This is a genomic window from Kribbella sp. NPDC049584, from assembly GCF_040675555.1.
In the GTDB taxonomy this organism is placed as follows: domain Bacteria; phylum Actinomycetota; class Actinomycetes; order Propionibacteriales; family Kribbellaceae; genus Kribbella.
In genome coordinates this window covers 40,819-59,786 of the sequence record NZ_JBFAPF010000008.1, presented here as the reverse complement: position 1 = coordinate 59,786, position 18,968 = coordinate 40,819, and the positions used below count along the sequence as shown (strand labels likewise).

The 18,968-nt window shown below is 68.2% G+C and carries 17 protein-coding genes and 1 pseudogene; 7 read left to right on the top strand and 11 right to left on the bottom strand.

The annotated features are described in order from the left end of the window. A complete protein-coding gene (gene purL / locus AB0J62_RS25665) occupies positions 1–2,262 on the top strand; it encodes a phosphoribosylformylglycinamidine synthase subunit PurL (RefSeq protein WP_363876063.1) in 2,262 nt (753 codons plus the stop codon). Positions 2,263–2,304: 42 nt separating this feature from the next. After that, the gene (locus AB0J62_RS25660; protein ID WP_363876060.1) at positions 2,305–2,799 is read left to right on the top strand and encodes a DUF1707 domain-containing protein; all 495 of its coding nucleotides are present in this window, start codon (positions 2,305–2,307) and stop codon (positions 2,797–2,799) included. On the opposite strand, the gene AB0J62_RS25655 is transcribed toward AB0J62_RS25660, so the two are convergent. Further along, on the bottom strand, positions 2,788–3,759 hold the full coding sequence (locus tag AB0J62_RS25655; RefSeq protein ID WP_363876057.1) for a LacI family DNA-binding transcriptional regulator: 972 nt from the start codon (positions 3,757–3,759) through the stop codon (positions 2,788–2,790). The two genes, AB0J62_RS25660 and AB0J62_RS25655, sit on opposite strands and share 12 nt — an antisense overlap. Before the next feature lie 198 nt (positions 3,760–3,957). Here AB0J62_RS25655 and AB0J62_RS25650 point away from each other — a divergent pair, with 198 nt between their 5' ends. After that, a complete protein-coding gene (locus tag AB0J62_RS25650) occupies positions 3,958–6,360 on the top strand; it encodes a beta-L-arabinofuranosidase domain-containing protein (protein ID WP_363876054.1) in 2,403 nt (800 codons plus the stop codon). A gap of 41 nt (positions 6,361–6,401) precedes the next feature. Here AB0J62_RS25650 and AB0J62_RS25645 read toward each other — a convergent pair whose 3' ends face one another. Further along, positions 6,402–6,866, bottom strand: coding sequence for a pyridoxamine 5'-phosphate oxidase family protein (locus AB0J62_RS25645; RefSeq protein WP_134110316.1), 465 nt, complete (start codon positions 6,864–6,866; stop codon positions 6,402–6,404). A gap of 117 nt (positions 6,867–6,983) precedes the next feature. Here AB0J62_RS25645 and AB0J62_RS25640 point away from each other — a divergent pair, with 117 nt between their 5' ends. Further along, the gene (locus AB0J62_RS25640) at positions 6,984–7,271 is read left to right on the top strand and encodes a hypothetical protein (RefSeq protein ID WP_363876049.1); all 288 of its coding nucleotides are present in this window, start codon (positions 6,984–6,986) and stop codon (positions 7,269–7,271) included. Beyond that, positions 7,268–7,924, top strand: coding sequence for a hypothetical protein (locus AB0J62_RS25635; protein WP_363876046.1), 657 nt, complete (start codon positions 7,268–7,270; stop codon positions 7,922–7,924). Before AB0J62_RS25640 ends, AB0J62_RS25635 begins: the two co-directional genes overlap by 4 nt. Here the strand turns inward: AB0J62_RS25635 and ptsP are convergent. The 6 genes and pseudogenes from ptsP to AB0J62_RS25605 form a co-directional block, all read right to left on the bottom strand. Beyond that, on the bottom strand, positions 7,903–9,825 hold the full coding sequence (gene ptsP / locus AB0J62_RS25630; protein WP_363877016.1) for a phosphoenolpyruvate--protein phosphotransferase: 1,923 nt from the start codon (positions 9,823–9,825) through the stop codon (positions 7,903–7,905). The two genes, AB0J62_RS25635 and ptsP, sit on opposite strands and share 22 nt — an antisense overlap. 81 nt (positions 9,826–9,906) lie before the next feature. Further along, positions 9,907–10,287 (bottom strand): annotated as a pseudogene (gene dhaM, locus AB0J62_RS25625) (dihydroxyacetone kinase phosphoryl donor subunit DhaM); the annotation flags it as partial. 16 nt (positions 10,288–10,303) lie between these two features. Then, positions 10,304–10,933: a dihydroxyacetone kinase subunit DhaL gene (gene dhaL / locus AB0J62_RS25620; protein WP_363876043.1), complete on the bottom strand. Its 630-nt coding sequence runs from the start codon at positions 10,931–10,933 to the stop codon at positions 10,304–10,306. Beyond that, positions 10,930–11,934, bottom strand: a complete 1,005-nt coding sequence (gene dhaK, locus AB0J62_RS25615; RefSeq protein ID WP_363876040.1) for a dihydroxyacetone kinase subunit DhaK — start codon at positions 11,932–11,934, stop codon at positions 10,930–10,932. The genes dhaL and dhaK overlap by 4 nt, the downstream gene beginning before the upstream one ends. Before the next feature lie 43 nt (positions 11,935–11,977). Further along, the gene (locus AB0J62_RS25610) at positions 11,978–13,207 is read right to left on the bottom strand and encodes an MFS transporter (protein ID WP_363876037.1); all 1,230 of its coding nucleotides are present in this window, start codon (positions 13,205–13,207) and stop codon (positions 11,978–11,980) included. Positions 13,208–13,233: 26 nt separating this feature from the next. Continuing rightward, on the bottom strand, positions 13,234–13,794 hold the full coding sequence (locus tag AB0J62_RS25605) for a sigma-70 family RNA polymerase sigma factor (protein WP_134110310.1): 561 nt from the start codon (positions 13,792–13,794) through the stop codon (positions 13,234–13,236). Between the two features lie 52 nt (positions 13,795–13,846). Between AB0J62_RS25605 and AB0J62_RS25600 the strand changes: the two genes are divergently transcribed. Next, positions 13,847–15,379 carry a serine/threonine-protein kinase gene (locus tag AB0J62_RS25600; protein WP_363876032.1) on the top strand — a complete coding sequence of 511 codons (1,533 nt, stop codon included), beginning with the start codon at positions 13,847–13,849 and terminating at the stop codon, positions 15,377–15,379. A 127-nt stretch (positions 15,380–15,506) separates the two neighbouring features. Here the strand turns inward: AB0J62_RS25600 and AB0J62_RS25595 are convergent, their stop codons facing one another. Continuing rightward, the gene (locus AB0J62_RS25595; RefSeq protein WP_363877013.1) at positions 15,507–16,649 is read right to left on the bottom strand and encodes an MFS transporter; all 1,143 of its coding nucleotides are present in this window, start codon (positions 16,647–16,649) and stop codon (positions 15,507–15,509) included. A 66-nt stretch (positions 16,650–16,715) separates the two neighbouring features. Here AB0J62_RS25595 and AB0J62_RS25590 point away from each other — a divergent pair, with 66 nt between their 5' ends. Further along, entirely contained in the window at positions 16,716–17,450 is a 735-nt protein-coding gene (locus AB0J62_RS25590) for a winged helix-turn-helix domain-containing protein (RefSeq protein ID WP_363876028.1), read from the top strand. Here AB0J62_RS25590 and AB0J62_RS25585 read toward each other — a convergent pair. Together AB0J62_RS25585 and AB0J62_RS25580 are read right to left on the bottom strand one after the other, a co-directional pair. Continuing rightward, positions 17,447–18,163: a hypothetical protein gene (locus AB0J62_RS25585; RefSeq protein ID WP_363876025.1), complete on the bottom strand. Its 717-nt coding sequence runs from the start codon at positions 18,161–18,163 to the stop codon at positions 17,447–17,449. The two genes, AB0J62_RS25590 and AB0J62_RS25585, sit on opposite strands and share 4 nt — an antisense overlap. Before the next feature lie 91 nt (positions 18,164–18,254). Continuing rightward, entirely contained in the window at positions 18,255–18,968 is a 714-nt protein-coding gene (locus tag AB0J62_RS25580; protein ID WP_363876022.1) for a hypothetical protein, read from the bottom strand.

Sequence of the window (18,968 nt, the reverse complement as noted above, 5' to 3'; positions counted from 1 at the left end):
GTGTCCACCGACACCGTCAGCATCGCCAGCGCCACCCCAGATGTCGAGCAGCCGTGGGCTGAGCTTGGTTTGAAGCCGGACGAGTACCAGCGGATCCGGGACATCCTGGGGCGCCGGCCCACCAGCTGTGAGCTGGCGATGTACTCGGTGATGTGGAGCGAGCACTGCTCGTACAAGTCGTCCAAGGTGCACCTGAAGCGGTTCGGCGAGATCCCGCAGGAGACGCCGACCGGGAAGATGCTGGCCGGTATCGGCGAGAACGCCGGTGTGATCGACATCGGCGAGGGGTACGCGGTCACCTTCAAGGTCGAGTCGCACAACCACCCGTCGTACGTCGAGCCGTACCAGGGTGCGGCGACCGGCGTCGGCGGCATCGTCCGCGACATCATCGCGATGGGCGCCCGCCCGGTCGCGGTGATGGACCCGCTGCGTTTCGGCCCGCTCGACGCTCCGGACACCAAGCGGGTGCTCCCGGGCATCGTGTCGGGCGTCGGCGGCTACGGGAACAGCCTCGGTCTGCCGAACATCGGCGGCGAGGTCGTCTTCGACCCGACGTACCTGGGCAACCCGCTGGTGAACGCGCTCTGCATCGGTGTGATGCGGCACGAGGACCTGCACCTCGCCAACGCGACCGGCGTCGGCAACCAGATGATCCTGTACGGCGCCAAGACCGGCGGTGACGGTATCGGCGGTGTGTCGGTGCTGGCGTCGGAGACCTTCGCCGAGGGCGGTCCGACCAAGCGGCCGGCGGTCCAGGTCGGCGACCCGTTCATGGAGAAGCTGCTGATCGAGTGCACGCTCGAGCTGTTCGCCGCGAACGTGGTCGAGGGCATCCAGGACCTCGGCGGCGGCGGGCTGTCCTGTGCGACCTCTGAACTCGCCAGCGCGGGCGACGGCGGTATGCGGGTGTCGCTGGACAAGGTGCCGCTGCGGGACGCTTCGTTGTCGCCCGAAGAGATCCTGATGAGCGAGTCGCAGGAACGGATGATGGCCTGCGTCACCCCGGAGAACGTCGAGGCGTTCCTGAAGATCTGCGCGAAGTGGGACGTCCAGGCCGATGTGATCGGCGAGGTGACCGACACCGGCCGGCTCGAGATCGACTGGCACGGCGAGCGCGTCGTCGACGTACTGCCGGAGACCGTCGCGCACGAGGGCCCGGTGTACAACCGCCCGTACGCGCGGCCGGACTGGCAGGACGCTCTGCAGGCCGACGGCGCCGAGAAGTTGCCTCGGGCAAGCAGTGGCGCCGAGCTGCGGGACACCCTGCTGCGGCTGGTCGCCTCGCCGAACCTGTGCGACAAGTCGTGGGTGACGGACCAGTACGACCGGTACGTGCTCGGCAACTCGGTGCTCTCGCAGCCCGAGGACAGCGGAATGATCCGGGTCGACGAGACCAGCTGCCTGGGGGTCGCGGTGTCGACCGACTGCAACGGACGGTTCGCCAAGCTCGACCCGTACACCGGTGCGAAGCTGGCGCTGGCCGAGTCCTACCGGAACGTGGCCACCACCGGTGCGCGGCCGGCAGCGGTCACGGACTGCCTGAACTTCGGCTCGCCGGAGGACGCGGGCGTGATGTGGCAGTTCACCGAGGCGATCCGCGGTCTGGTCGACGGCTGCATCGAGCTGGGCATCCCGGTCACCGGCGGCAACGTGTCGTTCTACAACCAGACCGGCGAGACCCCGATCCTGCCGACCCCGGTGGTCGGTGTGCTCGGCGTGATCGACGACGTCACCCGCCGCACGCCGATCGGGTTCACGGCCGAGATGGAGGGCCACCAGCTGTACCTGCTCGGTGAGACCGAGGAGGAGCTGTCCGGGTCCGAGTGGGCGAACGTCATCCACGGTCACCTCGGCGGGCGGCCGCCGGCGGTCGACCTCGAGGCGGAGAAGCAGCTGGCCGACATCCTGATCAACGCCTCGCGGGACGGGCTGATCGACGCGGCGCACGACGTCAGCGACGGCGGTGTCGCGCAGACGCTGGTCGAGTCCGCGCTGCGCGGCGGCGTCGGTGCGCGGGTGTGGGCGCCGGACGGGCTCGACCCGTTCCTGTTCCTGTTCGCGGAATCGGCCGGCCGCGCGGTCGTCGCCGTACCGCGGACCGAGGAGGTGCGGTTCACCGACATGTGCACCGCCCGCCGCTTCCCGCACGCGAAGATCGGCGTCATCACCGGCGACACCCTCGACGTACAGGACCAGTTCGAGGTCTCCCTGACCGAGCTCCGCACCGCGTGGACAGCGACTCTGCCGTCCGTCCTCAACTAGACACCCGTCTGGCACACTCGGTGGGGACGAGTGAGGTGATGGATGGCAGAGCGGCGGCCGGTCAAACCGGGGGAGTTGATGGGGCTGGCGGCTGCGGCCGGTCAGGAGGCTCGGGCCGCGGCGGCGCGGCGGCGGCTGGCCCAGATCCGGTTGACGGACGAGGAGCGTCGGGTCGCCACCGATGAGTTGGCGGAGCAGTTCGCGGTCGGGCGGCTGGATGAGCTGGAGCTGCACCGGCGGGTCGATCTGCTGAACGATGCCGTGACGCACGGCGACCTGCAGCCGATCTTCGCCGGACTTCCGACGCCGTCGCTCTACAAGCCGGCCGCGCGGAAGCCGGGGAAGTGGCGGTGGGCGGCGTTCGCCGGAGCGGTGTGGATGGCAGTGCCGTTCGTGCTGGTCGGGCTACTGATGCTGGTGTTCGGGCGCGAGATCGCGGCGGCGATCTTCGGGCTGCCCGCGCTCGCGTGGGTCTTCTTCACGTACCGCTGGGCCTCGCGGCCGCGGCGGGAGGACCGCAGGCAGTCAGGCGCCTAGCGTCGACTCCCGGGTGACCAGCTGGGCAGGGAGCTCGAGTACGCCGTGGTGCGGCGTGCCTGCGATCGCCTCCAGGAGCAGAGACGCGGCGCGGCGCCCGAGGTCTTCGAGGCGGAGGTCGACGGTGGTGAGCGGCGGCCTGCTGGCCAGAGCCATCACCGGCCAGTTGTCGTAGCCCGTGACGGCGATCTCGTCCGGCACTGAGCAGCCCAGCTCGCGGAGCCGGTCACAGACGCCGCGGGCGATCTGGTCGCTGCCACAGGTGATCGCGTCCGGGTGCTGGCGCAGTACCAGGTCTGTGGCTTGGCGGCCCCAGCGTTCGGTCCACTCGCCGAACAGCGGTTCGGTGCAGAGGGCAGCGGCGACGGCTTCGGCGCGTTCTACTGCGGAGCGGTGATGGGCCGGACCGGTGATGTGGGCGATCCGGGTGCGACCAAGACCCTGCAGGTGGGTGATCGTGGCGGCGGCGCCGGCCGCGTCGTCGACGATGACCGAAGCGTCCGCCGGATCGGTCGAGGCAGCGAGCGCATAGACGACTGGCAGGGGTACGTCGATCGGCCGGCGCGGCTCTGTCCGCCGGCCGGTCACGACGATGCCGTCCACGCCACGGGCGACCAGTGCGCGCAGGTAGCTCTGTTCGCGCAGCGGGTCGTCGCGGGTGTCGCAGAGGACCGTTGCCAGCTCGCCCGCGCTGAGTACGTCCTCCACGCCGCGCATGATCGGGATGCTGAAGCGGCCCGAGCTGTCGGTCGTCAGCAGTGCGACCGTGTACGTCCGGCCGGACGACAGTGCCCGGCCGCGGGCGTCCGGCGTGAACCCGAGCTGCGCGGCGGCCCGGCGTACCCGGGCTCGCGTCTCCTGGCTGAGCTGGCCGGTGTTGTTCAGCGCCTTCGAGGCGGTCCCGGCGGATACGCCGGCGAGCGCGGCAACGTCGGTGATCCGCACGCCTGGCCTCTTCATGACGTTTCCTCCCACTCTCGCGCCGCAGCCTAGCAGCAATGCGCGAAGACCATTCTGACCTGCGCTTTGATCTTGACCGTGTGCGTCGAGAGTCCTACGTTGTCAACGACGGAAAACGTGTGCGGTCTTTCCGTCGGTGTGATGTCCGCCCCGTCACCCGAAAGGCGTAGCGCCATGCCCGAACCCACCCCAGAAGGAATGCCCCGACGTGACTTCCTTGGTGTCTCTCTCGCAGCGGCCGCCGTTGTGACCGCCCTCGACCCGGGGCACGCCGACGCCGCTCCACCGTCCGGACCACCTGCCGGCCGCGGCGGGCACTACGTCCCGCAACGCGCGCCGCTCCGGCCGGTCCCGTTCCAGAAACTCCCACCCGGCGCGATCGAGCCCCGCGGTTGGCTCGCGCAACAGCTCGAGCTGCAGGTCGACGGACTCTGCGGCCGGTACGACGAGATCTCGGACTTCCTGGTCTACGAGACGAACGGCTGGGTCGACCCCGCGCAGGGAGCGTGGGAGGAGCTGCCGTACTGGCTCCGCGGGTTCGGTGACCTCGGGTATGTCACCGGCAACACCGGAGTACTGACCAGGACGCAGCGATGGATGGAAGGCATCCTCGGGACCCAGGCCGCCGACGGATGGTTCGGTCCGGAGCGGCTGCGGACCTCACTGGAGAGCGGACCGGACTTCTGGCCGGGCATGCCGCTGCTGGCCGCGTTCCGGTCCTGGTACGAGTACTCCGGTGACGAGCGGGTGATTCCGTTCATGTCGAAGTACCTGGGGTTCCAGAACACGCAGCCGCCGGAGGTGTTCAACCGGTCGTGGGGTGCGTTCCGCTGGGGCGACAACATCGACAGTGCGTACTGGCTCTACAACCGCACCGGAGACGAGTGGCTGCTCGACCTGGTGACCAAGATGCACAGTGGGTCGGCGGACTACGTCAACGGGATTCCCACGTGGCACAACGTCAACCTGGCGCAGGGGTTCCGTGAGCCGCTGCAGTACTGGCTGCTGTCCGGCGACGAGAAGCACCGCGCGGCGACGTACCGGAACTATGCGACGGTGATGGGGCTCTACGGGCAGTTCCCTGGCGGTGGGTTCGCCGGTGACGAGAACTCGCGGCCCGGGTTCGGTGACCCGCGGCAGGGATTCGAGACGTGCGGGATCGTCGAGCTCATGCACAGCTGCGAGCTGCTCACGCGCTTCACTGGTGACAGGGCGTGGACGGACAGATGTGAGGAGCTGGCGTTCAACTCGCTGCCGGCGTCGTACGACCCGCAGCAGCAGGTGATGCACTACATCACCTGTGCGAACAGCGTGCAGCTGGACGACCAGCCGAAGCACGGGCAGTTCCAGAACCCGTTCCCGATGCTGGCGTACAAGTACGGCGTCCATCAGTACCGGTGCTGTCCGCACAACTACGGCATGGGCTGGCCGTACTACGCGCAGGAGCTCTGGCTGGCGACCACGGACAATGGTCTGGCTGCGTCGATGTACGCCGCCAGCAAGGTGACTGCTCGCGTCGGAGCTGCCGGTGAGACGGTGAGCATCGTGCAGGACACGGACTACCCGTTCTCTGACCGCATCTCGTTCACTGTGCAAGGGGCAGCGCGTTTCCCCTTGTATTTAAGGCGTCCTGGCTGGGCCCACGAGGTGTCGGTGAAGGTCAACGGTCAGCCCGTTCACGTCAGCGGCGACTGGCTCAAGCTGGACCGCGCCTGGCGGTCCGGAGATCGCGTGGAGCTCGTGTTGCCGATGCGGACGAGCACGAGGGTCTGGGACGACAACCAGCGTTCGGTGTCTGTGGAGCGTGGTCCGTTGACCTATTCGCTGCAGATCGACGAGCGGTACGAGCGCATTGGTGGGACCGAAAAGTGGCCTGAGCTCTCCGTCTATCCAGAGTCCCCGTGGAACTACGGTCTGGTCGCGGGCGCACGCTTTGACGTCGTACGCCGGGATGCCGGCGCGAATCCCTTCACTACCGAGGGAGTGCCGGTCGCGCTGACCACTCAGGCGCGACGGCTGCCGCAGTGGGAGACGGATACCGAGGACGTGGTCGGACTGCTGCAGCCCGGTCCGGCGCGGTCGGAAGAACCTGTGGAGACTGTGACGCTGATTCCGATGGGTGCGGCTCGACTGCGGGTCACGTCGTTCCCGCAGGTCTCACCGCGCGGCAAGGAGTGGAGCTACCGGACGCGGATCACTGCGTCGCATGTCAACGACGGGGACTCGCTGGAAGCTCCTGACTCAGGGCGGGTGCCGGAGTCCTCTGCAGACACGTCGATTCCGCGCTTCACCTGGTGGGACCGCCGCGGGACGACGGAGTGGATCTCGTACGACCTGCGTTCGCCGCGTGAGCTGTCAGAGGTCTCCGCCTACTGGTACGACGACACGGGCTCCGGTCAGTGCCGCGTACCGCAGTCCTGGCGGGTGCAGTGGCTGGACGGGGACACCTGGCGGGCGGTCGACAACACCACGCCGTACGAGGTTGCAGTCGACCGGCTCAACACCACGGCGTTCGCACCGGTGAGGGCGCAGTACGTCCGGCTGGAGGCGGTACTGCGCCCGACCTACTCCGGCGGATTGCTGCAGCTCCTGTTCGCATGACGGGGCCGAGCTGTCAAAGTGCGGCAGGCCGAACAGGCCCCTTACAGCTGCAGGGCGCTGGGGAATCTGGTCTCGAAGTCGAGGACGGCCGCCCAGGTGGGTCGGACGGCCACGCGTGCCATCGGCATGCCCCGCATCTGGGACAAGAACGCGGCACCCTGCTCGGGTCCCATGTACCGGTGGGCGGACTGCGCGTACTCCGGTACGACGTCGTCCTGCAGCTCGACCGTGGCGTCGCCCCGAACCAGCAGGACCTTGTACGGCCACGCCGCACTCTCGTCGATCGTGACCGCGACGTCATGGTTCGCCGCCAATGCCTTCAGCTTCGGAGCCCTCGGCGGAGTGCCGAACACGATCTCCTCGCCGGTCCAGGTGAACCAGATCGGCACAACCCGCGGTGTGCCGTCGGTCCACAGATAGGCGAACCGGGCCGGCTGACGGCATTCGAGCAATTGCTGTGCGACCGGATCTTGCAGAACTGCGAGATCTCCCTGCATGGTCGTCATGACTACCTCCCCCGCGGGGTACCGAGCGCCCCGCGCCCTGTCGCCGACACTACGCCGCACACCAGCACCAGGCGAGGCGCCAGACGAAGCGACTCCGGACTGAACTAGCCTGTGCGCGTGGAGGCTGTTTTGCGGCTCGCGGTGCGGGCGGACGGACCTGCGGTGGCTGAGCTGGCCCGGGCCTCGGTATTGGAGGTGTTCCCGGCGTACCGCGACGCTGTGCAAACGGTCAGTGCGGCTGAGCACATCACCACGCTGGACACCGCACTGATCGACGACGGGCCCGGAGTACCGCTCTCCAAGGCTTCTGGCTTCACCGAGGTGGAGGCGGCTCAGCTGCCGATGCCCGACAGCACTGTGCTCGCCGGTGTCGCGATGGAACGACCGATTGAGGAGACCGCATGACTGCAGGCACCACTGTCACCGCTCCGGACGGCAGCGAGGTCGTACTGGGTGAGATCGGGACCCGCGTGCTGCTGAAGAACTCGCGGGTGCGCGTGTGGGAGGTGTCGTTGCAGCCCGGTGAGGCACAGGGCTGGCACCTGCACCACAACCCGTACGTCGTGCTGTGCCTGTCGACATCTCCGTGCCACATGGACTGGCTGGACGGCAGTCCGGCGCGCCAACTGAGTGAGACCGTCGGCGGGTCTGTGTACCGCCCGGTGTCCCCGGTGCACATGCTCACCAACGACGGTGACCAGCTGTACCTCAACCGCCTGATCGAGGTCCTCGACCTGGGCGAGGAGGCTAGCGGCGACCCGTACTTCGTGGTCGCGGGCGTCCCGGCGGAGTCCGGCTTCGAGCAGGCCGGCGAGCTCCCGGTGAAGGTGGTCGTCGACGAGGACGACGTACGCGTGCAGCACGTGACACCCGAGGCCGGCGAGTCGTACACCTGGCACACCGGCGCCTACCCGGCCCTCGTGGTCGACCTGGACCTCGAGCACCCGGACGTGACGTACCTGGAGCCCGGCGAGTCCTACACGCTCCCAGCCAAGCCCTCACGCACCTCCGGCTTCAACCTGGTCGAGCTGCGCTACTACAGCAGGCCCCGCACCTGATCCGCGTCCCTGGCTTTGAGTACTGCGGCAGTGTCGATCTGGCTGAGGTCGGCCTGCCGCAATCGTGCTTTGACGAGGGGCACCTGTGGGCCGACGGCGCTGAGTTCGGTGACGCCGAGAGCTGCGAGTAGTACTGCGGCTTGGGGGTTGCTGGCGAGGTCACCGCAGACTGCGACGCGGACGCCGGCGTTGTGTACGACGTGATCGATGAGTTGGAGGACTGCGGGGTCCAGACCGTCGGCGAGCGACGCGACTGCGGTGTTGGTGCGGTCTGCGGCCGTTGTGTACTGCGTGAGGTCGTTCGTGCCGATGCTGACGAAGTCGAGATCCGTGGCGAGGGTGGCGACGCGCAACGCGGCGGCGGGCACCTCGACCATGATGCCGACCTCGAGGCCGTCCCGTGGACCGAGCTCGTCCAGTGCCCAGGCGACCTCGTCGGCGGTCGTGACCATCGGGAACATCACGTGGACCGGCGTTTCGGTCGCTACCCGACGGATGGCTTCTAGTTGGTCGCGCAGGAGCTCGGGACGACGGCGGAACACGCGGAGCCCGCGCTCGCCGAGGAACGGGTTCGCCTCCTTGGCCTGCGGGAGGAACGGGAGCGGCTTGTCGCCACCGATGTCCCAGGTGCGGATGGTGATCGGCCTGTTCTTCAGCGCTTGAGCGATCGCGCGGAAGGTCTCGACCTGTTCGTCGACGGTTGGCGCAGTACGACGGTCGCCGAAGAGCACCTCGGTCCGTACCAGGCCCGATCCGTCCGCACCGCGTGCGTCGACGGCATCTTGCACGACGCCGACGTTGACCAGTACCTCGATTGTCTTGCCGTCACGGGTAATGGCGGGCTCGTTCGCCTCGGTGACTGCTTGTTCGCGCTCGCTCTGCCGTTCGCGGATCGTCGCGTGGATTCGGTCTTCATCCGGTGCGACCTCGAAGGACCCGGTCCGTGCGTCGAAGGCGATCGTTGCGCCGGGCTGTACGTCGACGTCGCCGATCCCGGTGATGAGCGGGATGCCGCGGGAACGCGCGACGATCACGCCGTGGCCGGTCGTCCCTGCGGCTCGTACGGCGATCCCCGCGATCCGGCTCGCATCGAGCGTTGCCGCAGTTGCCGCATCCAGCTCGGGTACGACGAGGATGCCGTCGGCCGGTGTTTCCTCGGTCGCGCCGACGAGGATCCGCAGTACGCGATCTCGTACTGCGCGGACGTCTTGCGCGCGCTCGCGCTGGTAGGGATCGTCGAGCCCTTCGAAGGTGGACGCCAGGTCGTCGTACACGTCCTGCCAGGCGGTCGGAGCCGACGAGCCTCCGGAGATCGCATGCTCGACAGCCTCGAGGACCTTCCGATCCCCCAGCAAGGCGAGGTGAGCCACGAAGATGTCCCCGTGCTCGGGGGTGGTATCCCGCAGCTCACGGAGCTGCTGCCCCGCGGTTTCGACAGCGTGGTTGAGCCGCGCAAGTTCGTTGTCTCCGGCAACATAACCACTCAGGTCAACCTCGGACCCCAGGACCACCGCAGGCCCGATGGCCACATCCAACCCAGACCCACCTGCTGTGGCGCTGTCGGTTGCGGCCGTTCCCCCGGGGGAGGCGGGCAGGCTAGATGTCGACCCAGCTGTGGAGCCGCTGGGCGCGGCTCCTGTTGCAGGCGCGTCGCCGAAGTCTTCGGCGGCGAGCTTTTCGATGGCGGCCAGCGCTTCGGATGCCTGCTGACCGCTGGCACTCACACGGACCCGATGGCCTTGCTGGGCGTTGAGGGTTGCGACCATGCTCAGGCTGCCGGCATCGACCGGACCGCGACCCGTGTCCAAGTCGGTGAGTGTGATCGTCGCGTCGAAGCCGTTGACCAACCCGACCAGGCGGGCCGCCGGTCGTGCATGTAGACCATGCTCGTTGCCCAGCACAACCTCGACGCTCTGGTCGGCCTCCACGACAGGGGCAGCCTCGGCGGCAGGAGTGTCGCCGAGGTGGTCCTGCTTACCGACCAAGCCGCGTTCTGCCTCAGCAACCACAGCGTCGAGCGATGCGCCGGTGGAGGCAGTCACGACCGCCGCGACCAGCCCTTCGACCAACGGAGCACTGCTCAGCCGGACGTGGTCCCCAACGGACGGATCCACGAACTCGAGCGCCATCTCGGCGCTCAGCACAGCGCTACCGAGGTCCAGCAGCACCAGCACGCCGTCCGGGCTGTCCGCAGCAGTCAACGCCTCCGAGACCGCCATCGCGTCGGTGCCGAACGTCGTCGCGTCCAGCCCAGCGGCGACCGCGATCACGGGGCGCTTGTCCTCGGCAACCATCTCCGACGCAAGTCCGACCGCTGCCTCAGCCAATGCGCGGCTGTGCGACACCACCACGATGCCGATCATGCAGTTACCCGAACCGTCATGCCAACGTGCGCGCAGCGGACTCGAGGATCAGCGTCGTACTCGTCGCCCCCGGATCCTGATGCCCCGCGCTCCGCTCGCCCAGGTAGCTCGCCCGCCCCTTCCGCGCGACCAACGGCACCGTCGCATCCCGCCCTTTCGCCGCGGCCTCCGCCGCCGCGGTCAGCGCCGGACCGACCTCCGATCCATCCGCCACGGCAGCGTCGTACGCCTCCAGCGCGGGTGCCCAGGCGTCGTACATCGTCTTGTCGCCGAGCTCGGCCTTGCCACGGGCAAGCACACCCTCGACGCCCGCGTGCAGCGCCTTGCCGACCGCCTCGGCATTGATCGGCGAGACACCGGCCAGCGCGGTCCCGAACCGCAGGAAGAACGTGCCGTACAACGGCCCACTCGCCCCGCCGACCTTGCTGACCAGCGTCATCCCGGCCTTCTTCAACAGCTCATCAGCGCTCTCGAACGACGTCTCGTCCAGCACGCCGACAATCGCCTGAAACCCGCGATCCATATTCGCGCCATGATCTGCGTCCCCGATCGCCGAGTCCAACTCGGTCAGATACGCCGCATTCTCATGCAGCACACCCGCAGCATCCCGCAACCAGTTGACGAAGGCATCGACTCCCATGCTCATGCGCCCCAGCGTAGGCCTGGGGTGTTTACCGGGGCGTCCCAGAGGCGTACCAGTTCGTCGTCCACCTTGAGGAGGGTGACCGAGCAGCCGGCCATCTCCAGTGAGGTGATGTAGTTGCCGACGAGGGAGCGGGCGACGGTGATGCCGGCGCGGTCGAGGAGTTGGGCCACCTCGTTGTACATGAGGTACAGCTCGATCAGCGGCGTACCGCCCATGCCGTTGACGAAGGCAATGACCGAATCGCCTTGCTGGTAAGGGAGATCGCTGACGACTGGATCGACCAGCATCGCGGCGATCTCGCGTGCCGGGGCCAACGGCAACCGTTGGCGGCCGGGCTCGCCGTGGATGCCGATGCCGACCTCCATCTCGTTGTCGGCCAGGTCGAACGTCGGCTTGCCCGCGGCCGGGACCGTGCACGACGTGAGTGCCATCCCCATGCTGCGGCCGTTGTCGTTCACCCGGCGGGCGAGATCCGCGACCTGCGGCAGCGGCTGGCCCTCCTCGGCGGCCGCGCCGACGATCTTCTCCAGCAGCACGGTCACACCGACGCCGCGGCGACCGGCCGTATAGAGGCTGTCCTGGACGGCGACGTCGTCGTTGGTCACGACCGACTGCACCTCGGTGCCGGCGTCGGCCGCGGCCAGTTCGGCCGCCATCTCGAAGTTCATCACGTCGCCGGTGTAGTTCTTCACGATGTGCAGTACGCCGGCGCCCCCGTCGACCGCCTTCGTCGCCGCCATCATCTGGTCCGGCACCGGGGAGGTGAACACCTCACCCGCACACGCGGCGTCCAGCATCCCGAGCCCGACGAACCCGCCGTGCATCGGTTCGTGCCCCGACCCGCCGCCGGAGATGAGCCCCACCTTGCCCGGCCTCGGCGCGTCCTTGCGGTAGACGATCCGGTTCTCCAGATCCACCCGCAGCCGATCCGGATGCGCTGCCGCCATCCCCTGCAGCGCTTCACTCACAACATCACCTGGGTCGTTGATGAGCTTCTTCATGTCCCCATCTGAGCACACGCCCGCCCAGAACGGGAGCCCCCGATCAGACGGCCTCGACCTCGGACAGCAACGGAATCGACCTGATCGATCGACTGACGGTGAGCAATACGGAGCCGGCTACCAGCAGGCCGCCGAAGACCAGCAGCGCCGTCCTCGCGCCGAGTGTCTCCAGGAACAGGCCACCGAGGAACGGAGCCAACGGCATCGAGATGTTCGACAGGAACATCACCGCGCTCTGTGTCCGACCCTGGAGGTTGTCGGGCGTGATCAGCATCTGGTAGCCGAACAGGCCCGAGTTCAAAGCCGGCAGCAGGAAGATCGCGAACGCCGGCAGCAGGATCAGTACGGCGGGACGCGTGGTGGCGGCGGTCGCGGTGAACGTGACGGTGATGATCCAGCAGGCGACGACCGTGATCCGGCCGGTGGTGAATCTGGACAGCAGTTTCGGCGACGCGATCGCGCCGGCCAGCCCGCCGATCCCCATCGCGGTCTCCAGCAGCCCGATCACCGACGGCCGCACGCCGCGCTGCTGCATGCTGAGGATGAGAACCAGGATGGTCCCGTTCGCGGCGAAGTTGAGGATCGTGCCGACCACCGCGATCGTCCGCAATGAGGCCTGCCGGAACAGCCACGTCAGGCCGGAGCGGATCGCCTTGAGCATCGGCTCGTGTGCGTCGCCGTCCGGCTTCGCGGCCGGCAGCGGATGGCGGATCGTCACGAGCAGGATCGCCATCACCAAGTACGAGATCGCGTCGACGGCGACCGGGATGACCCGGCCGATCGAGAACAGCAGGCCGCCGAGCGGTGCGCCGGTCAGACCGGCGAGGTTCTGCCGGCCGTGCGCGGCGGCGAGGGCGGTGCTGATGTCTTCCGGGGCGACGATCTGGCGGAGCGCGCCGGACTCGGCGGGCATGAACATGGCGAACCCGGCGCCGTTCAGGAGGCTGACCGCGATCAGGTGCGGGAGTGTGAGGTGGCCGAGCCAGCCGGCGACCGCCACCGAGCCGAACAGGACGGCGCCGACGAAGCTGTAGCCGACCAAGATGCGGCGCCGGCTCCAGCGGTCAGCCAGCGCGCCCGCGGGGAGCGCGGCCAGGGTTGCTCCGAGCGCGTACGCCGTACCGATCAGGCCTGCCTGGACCGGCGAGCCGGTGATGGCGAAGCCGAGCAGGGTGAAGACGAACGAGCTCATCGCGGAGCCGATGGAGCTGATCGTCTGGCCGGTCAGCAGCTTGAGATAGTCACCGTTGTGCAATAACCCCCGGGCGGACATAACCCGGAGGGTATGCCCGGGCTAGGTCAGTCCTTGGGACGCAGCAGCGGGCGGACGACCTCACGGGCGTCGTGGATGCGGGACTTGACCGTGCCCAGCGGTGCGCCGACCTCGGCGGCGATCTCCTCGTAGGACAGTCCGTAGACGTCGCGGAGCACCAGCGGCGTGACCATCTGGGGACGGTCGCGCTCCAGGGTCTCGAGTGCCTCCAGGAGGTCCAGGCGGGTGCCGGCGATCACGCTGGTGGTCCGCGGGTCCGGCTTCTCCATCTGCTCCGGGTTGTGCGCGGCCTGCGCGCTGCGCTTCAGCTTGCGGTACGTCGAACGGGCCGAGTTGGCCGCGACGGAGTGGACCCAGGTGGAGAAGCTGCTGCGGCCGGAGTACGTGTTGATCTTGGTGGCGATGTTCAGCAGCGCTTCCTGGGCCGCGTCCTCCGCGTCGGCGGAGTACGGCAGGACGCTGCGGCAGATCCGCAGGACGCGGGGGTAGACCTGCCGCAACAGGTCGTCCATCGCGTTCTTGTCACCCGCCTGCGCCTGCTCCGCGAGGGTTGCGAGGTCGTCGGTCGGGCTGGTGCTCTCGCTCATCTGCGCCTTTGCTCTCGATCGGCCCCGGCACGGGACACTCCAGTACTCCATAATGCCCTGTATGGGGGTCCCAACCAGACTCGGGCGTTACGTCGTGCGCCGACGCCTGGGCTCAGGCGGTTTCGCTACGGTATGGCTTGCTCACGATGAGCAACTGGATGCCGAAGTGGCGATCAAGGTGCTCGCGGACAACTGGGGACATGACGATTCGGTCCGGCACCGGTTCCTCGAGGAGGGCCGGTTCCTGCGCCGGGTCGAGTCCGAGCACGTCGTCCAGGTGCACGATGTCGGCGAACTGGAGGACGGCCGCCCTTTTCTGGTGCTGACGTACGCCGACCGGGGCACGCTGGCCGACCGGTTGAAGGAGAAGCCCCTTCCGCTGGCCGAGGCCGTGGACGTGGTGGTCCAGGTCGGCCGCGGCCTGCAGGCCCTGCACCGGCGCGGTCTGCTGCACCGCGACGTGAAACCGGCCAACGTTCTGTTCCGCAGTACGGACGACGGCGAGCGGGCGGTCCTGTCCGACCTCGGTCTGGGGAAGTCGCTCGACGAGGTGTCGAGGATCACGATGCCCGGCGGCACCCCGTCGTACGTCGCTCCTGAGCAGGCGCTGGGGGAGCGGTTGGACCAGCGCGCCGACCAGTACTCGCTGGGTGCCGTCGCGTACGCCGCTCTGACCGGGCGGTCCCCGCACCAGGTCGACGGGCTCGGCGCAGCGAGCCGGGTCGAGGTGGCGCCGCCGCCGAGCTCGCTCGGGTTCGAACTGCCGGAGCAGGTCGACGCCGCGATCGTCCGTGCGCTGGATCCGGACCGGGAGAAGCGCTGGCCGGACGTTCAGTCGTTCACGCGGGAACTCGTGGGCGGGCTCGACGAGACCACGCACGACTTCCCGCTGTCGATCCGCGAAGTGGTTGCCGTAGACACGGATCACCTGGGTGCGAAGACCGCGCTGAGCGACGAGAACCAGCCGACGGTCGTGAAGCTCGCCGAGCCGTCGGTCGACGCAGAGACCGTCGCGGTTGACGCACCCGCCGTACCGGAAGAAGTCACAGAGAAGGTCGAGCCGGAGCCCAGGCGGAAGCGGAAACGCGGCCGGTGGATCGTCGCGGCTCTGCTCGCGCTGGTGGTCGGTGGCGGCGCCGGGTACGCCGGACAGTGGTACCTGTCCAGTCGCAAGGCGATCGTCGTCTCGCAGGGACCGTTCCAGGTGACAGTGCCGCGGTCCTGGGCGAGGTCGATGGCTCAGACCGACTGGCTTGCGCCGGGCAGCAAGGCCCGGACGCCCGCGTTCCGGGTGAGCCGGGACGCGGACTGGTCGGCGATGACGCCGGGAGTGTTCATCGGCGTCGCGGGCTCGAAGCTTGCCCTGCCGGACAACAAGGCGCTCGGCTGCAAACCCGGTCCGACTTATCCGGGCACGTTCAATGACCGGCCGACCACGGACCGGATTTCCAGTGGATGCGCCGGGGCGGATATGGTCCTGTTCGAACGGGTCGTCGATCGCGGGGACGGCGGCTCGCTGCTCGTCCAGGTGATCACGCCAGATGCCGCCCGGGCTGCCGAGATCGCCGATTCGGTGAAGTACTAGCGCTGAGGAAGTCCCCCATGCGTTTTCCGTCCGAACGGCTGCGGCCGTCGCCGGCGCTGATGCAGTCTGCCCGTCGTACGTTCTATCGGCTGCGTTCCACGATCTTCCGCACCATCTGGCCGGTCGACTAATCGATTGTGAGCCAGGTGATGCCGAGCGCAACCACCCACAGGATGCCGCCCACCCAGGCAAGGGTGTGGAGACCTGCGGTGAAGGTCGCGGAGTGGCTCAGAACCGCACTGTAGAGCGCTACGCCCGCTGCGCCGACGGCCTGCCGTGCCGTGTTGTTGACGCCACTGGCCAGTCCCGCGCGATCCGCGGGCAGCGCTGCGATGGCCGCGTGCACTACCGCGGCGGTCAGTAGACCCATGCCTATGCCCAGGCACACCTCGACGGGAATGACTGCGCCGTAACGGCTGTCCGGGTGTACGACGAGCAGGCAGAACGAGCCGATCGCCCCGAGAGCAAGGCCGATCGACATCGGGAGCCGAGAACCGTACCGAGCGGTGATGCGGCCTGCCACCGGGCCGAGGACTGCCAGCGGCAGCAGAACGGGCAGCAACTCCAGACCGGAACGAAGTGCGGATTGGTCCAGATGCTCTTGTAGATAAAGGGTCAGAGCGAGCAGCGTGCCTAGGCCAACCAGATTCATCAGGCCGGAGACCACGTTGGCGCCGACGAACGCCGGACCGATGCGCAGCCGGACGTTAGCCTCGTGTCGAGCGGTACGGCGTCGCGGCACCATCCGCCAAGCCATTGGCAGCACCAACGCGATGATCGGCAGATTGATCAGGAACACCGCCCGCCAGCCGAATCCGCTGACCAGTACGCCGCCGAGGATTGGCCCGGCGACCAACGCGAGTGCGCCCGCGCCGGCCCAGATCCCAACTGCTCGGGCCCTCGCGGCGCTGTCGACGTACTGATCGGTGATGACGGCCAGCGTGCCCGGTAGGAGCAGAGCGGCACCGATGCCCTGAAGTGCGCGCGCTGCGACCAGGAGCTCGATGTTCGGCGCGATGCCGCACACCAGGGACGCGCAGCCGAAGACCGTCAGGCCGGCAAGGACAGTACGGCGGTGGCCTATGCGGTCGCCCAGTGCTCCACAGACCAGCAGTAGCCCGGCCAGCGCGATCATGTAGCCGCTGACTACCCACTGCTGCCCGGCTGCGCTGGTGTCGAGGCCGGTCCGGATCGTCGGCAGCGCGACGTTGACCACCGTCACGTCGAGCTGGACGAGGAAGATTCCGACACAGAGCAACGCGAGAAGCATGGTTCCCACGTTTCCACCGAAACACTTCGGGTTGCGCCGAAGTATGACGGTGTGAGCATGGAAGCCATGAGCGGAGATGCCGATGTGGCTCGCGCCGCCGGCCTGATGGCCGAGCCTGCGCGGGCGAAGGTCCTGATGGCGCTGGCGGACGGCCGCGCGCTGCCTGCCTCCTTGCTGGCTTCAGAGGCCGGTGTGTCTCCGCAGACCGTCAGCGGTCACCTGCGCAAACTGCTGGACGGCGGTCTGGTCGCGGTCGAGCAGTCCGGGAGACACAGGTACTACAAGCTCTCCGGACCGGAGGTGGCCGCGGCCGTAGAAGCCCTGGCCCGCATCGCGAAACCCCAACCGATCAAGTCGCTCCGTCAGAGCACCCGCGCTGCAGCACTCCGCGAAGCCCGCACCTGCTACGACCACCTGGCCGGTCGCCTCGGCGTCGCCCTGCTCGACGGTTTGGTACGCCGGGAGGCCCTGACCCGCACCGACGGCGGCGTCGGCGCTGAGCGTCGTCCGGACGACCCACTGGCCGCACAACTCCCGGATGGGCCGTATGCGTTGGGCCCCAACGCCACCGAGGTATTCGGCGAACTGGGCGTCGACCTGGACGACCAGCCGTCCCGCCGCCAACTCCTGAGGTTCTGCGTCGACTGGAGCGAACAACGCCATCACCTGTCCGGCCAACTGGGCGCATCCGTCGTAGACAGCCTCCTGACCCGGAACTGGCTCCACCGCCGCCCGAACCAACGAGCCGTCGACCTGACCCCCACCGGCCAAAAAGCCCTCGCCGGACTGTTGGCAGGCTAGGAGGGGCGTAGCGGCGAGTCGTCCCGGGTCGCCGAGTTGGCCGCGTGGTCCAGGATGTCTTCCATGGCTTCCCGGTCCTGGGGCAGGCCGGTGACCGCGATCTCGAAGGTGCACAAACCCTCGTGGTTGGCGACCCACCGGATGATCACGTAGCGGAGCGAGTTCTCCGGCACGTAGGTGTAGACCAGCGTGGCTTCCTTGGTCTCCGGGTCCACGGTGCTGGATTTGATCGAGAGCATCTGAGCGGCCGGCACCGTGGCGAGGTCCGTGAGCCTCTGGGCCATCGACTCGGCGGGTGGCCGGCGGATGGTGAACCCGGCCTCGATCCGGATCCAGCGCTTGGAGGTCGGGTCGGTGTAGCGTCCGATCTTCGGCGGGTCAGGCTGGGTGAAACTCCAGTCCCTCGGCACCTTCAGGCGGACATCCGACCGCACGACGCTGGTCGCGGTGAATTCACGGATCCTGTACTCCAGGTCGTCCTTGTCCAGCGCCTTCGTGTCGTCGGGGACGATCTGCTTCGGCGGCGGGGCCGGTGTGGTCGGCGTCGTACCTGGCTCCGAGGTGGCTGCCATCGGCAGCGGCGCCGCAGTACCGGCCAGGCTTGGCTCTTCGGTGAGGAACAGACCGACGCCGTACCCGCCCGCGCCACCGACCCCGGCCAGCGTGAGCAGACCGGCGCCGAGCAGCGCGCGCCGCGACATCGTCCTCTTCACGCCCCCACCTTCCCCAGTTCCCTACTCAACAGAAGACACCTGAGTACAGTCTCAGGTTGCATGCCTCGAGGTAACAATTCTGTGAAAGCGCTCAGCCGACCTGATGAACCGACGCCGAGGTCCGCTGCAGAACCTCGTCCAGGGCGGCGGCGTCCTCAGGGATGCCGGTGATGCTCATCTCGACGTTCGTCAGTTGGCCGTCGATCGCGATCCAGCGCACGATCACGTAGCGGAGCGTCTGGCCCGGGATATAGGTGTAGATCAGCGTCGCGACCGGGCGGGGATCGCCGTCCTCGCCGTTGATCTTGCCGGTGGTGTCGCTGACGATCCGTACGTCGTTCTCCGGCGCCTGGCTCTTCTTGAGGTCGACGATGAGCTGGGCCATCGCTGCCGCGGGAGTCGTGTCGACGGGCTCGACCGCCTCGATCCGGACCCCTCGCTCCTTCTGGTCGTCCAGGTACTTCACCTCTTGCGGCCGCTTCGGGTCGCGTGTCTGCTTCCAGCCCTGAGGGATCTCGATCGAGAGCTGTACGGACGGCTCGTCCTGTGGAGTGACGGTGAAGGAACGGCGGGTGTAGTCGAGGCCTGGCTGGAGTGGCTCGAGGTTGCTCGGGATCGGGGTCTTGACCGGCAGGGAAGGCTCAGTGGGAGTCGGTGCCGGGGATTCCGACACGGTGCCCAGGGGTCCGGCTGTGCCGGAAGCGGTCGGTTGTGGGGTGTCCAGGCGGTCGCCGGTGTAGTAGCCACCGCCGACGCCGAGCGCCAGAGCCAGCAGCAGAAGGCCGGCCAGGAGGACTCGTCTCAC

Coding starts and splice junctions, on each gene's coding strand:
- AB0J62_RS25660 (WP_363876060.1), top strand. CDS start 2,305: ATGGCAGAGCGGCGGCCGGTCAAACCGGGGGAGTTGATGGGGCTGGCG.
- AB0J62_RS25655 (WP_363876057.1), bottom strand. CDS start 3,759: ATGAAGAGGCCAGGCGTGCGGATCACCGACGTTGCCGCGCTCGCCGGC.
- AB0J62_RS25650 (WP_363876054.1), top strand. CDS start 3,958: ATGCCCCGACGTGACTTCCTTGGTGTCTCTCTCGCAGCGGCCGCCGTT.
- AB0J62_RS25645 (WP_134110316.1), bottom strand. CDS start 6,866: ATGACGACCATGCAGGGAGATCTCGCAGTTCTGCAAGATCCGGTCGCA.
- AB0J62_RS25635 (WP_363876046.1), top strand. CDS start 7,268: ATGACTGCAGGCACCACTGTCACCGCTCCGGACGGCAGCGAGGTCGTA.
- dhaL (WP_363876043.1), bottom strand. CDS start 10,933: ATGAGCATGGGAGTCGATGCCTTCGTCAACTGGTTGCGGGATGCTGCG.
- dhaK (WP_363876040.1), bottom strand. CDS start 11,934: ATGAAGAAGCTCATCAACGACCCAGGTGATGTTGTGAGTGAAGCGCTG.
- AB0J62_RS25610 (WP_363876037.1), bottom strand. CDS start 13,207: ATGTCCGCCCGGGGGTTATTGCACAACGGTGACTATCTCAAGCTGCTG.
- AB0J62_RS25605 (WP_134110310.1), bottom strand. CDS start 13,794: ATGAGCGAGAGCACCAGCCCGACCGACGACCTCGCAACCCTCGCGGAG.
- AB0J62_RS25600 (WP_363876032.1), top strand. CDS start 13,847: ATGCCCTGTATGGGGGTCCCAACCAGACTCGGGCGTTACGTCGTGCGC.
- AB0J62_RS25595 (WP_363877013.1), bottom strand. CDS start 16,649: ATGCTTCTCGCGTTGCTCTGTGTCGGAATCTTCCTCGTCCAGCTCGAC.
- AB0J62_RS25590 (WP_363876028.1), top strand. CDS start 16,716: ATGAGCGGAGATGCCGATGTGGCTCGCGCCGCCGGCCTGATGGCCGAG.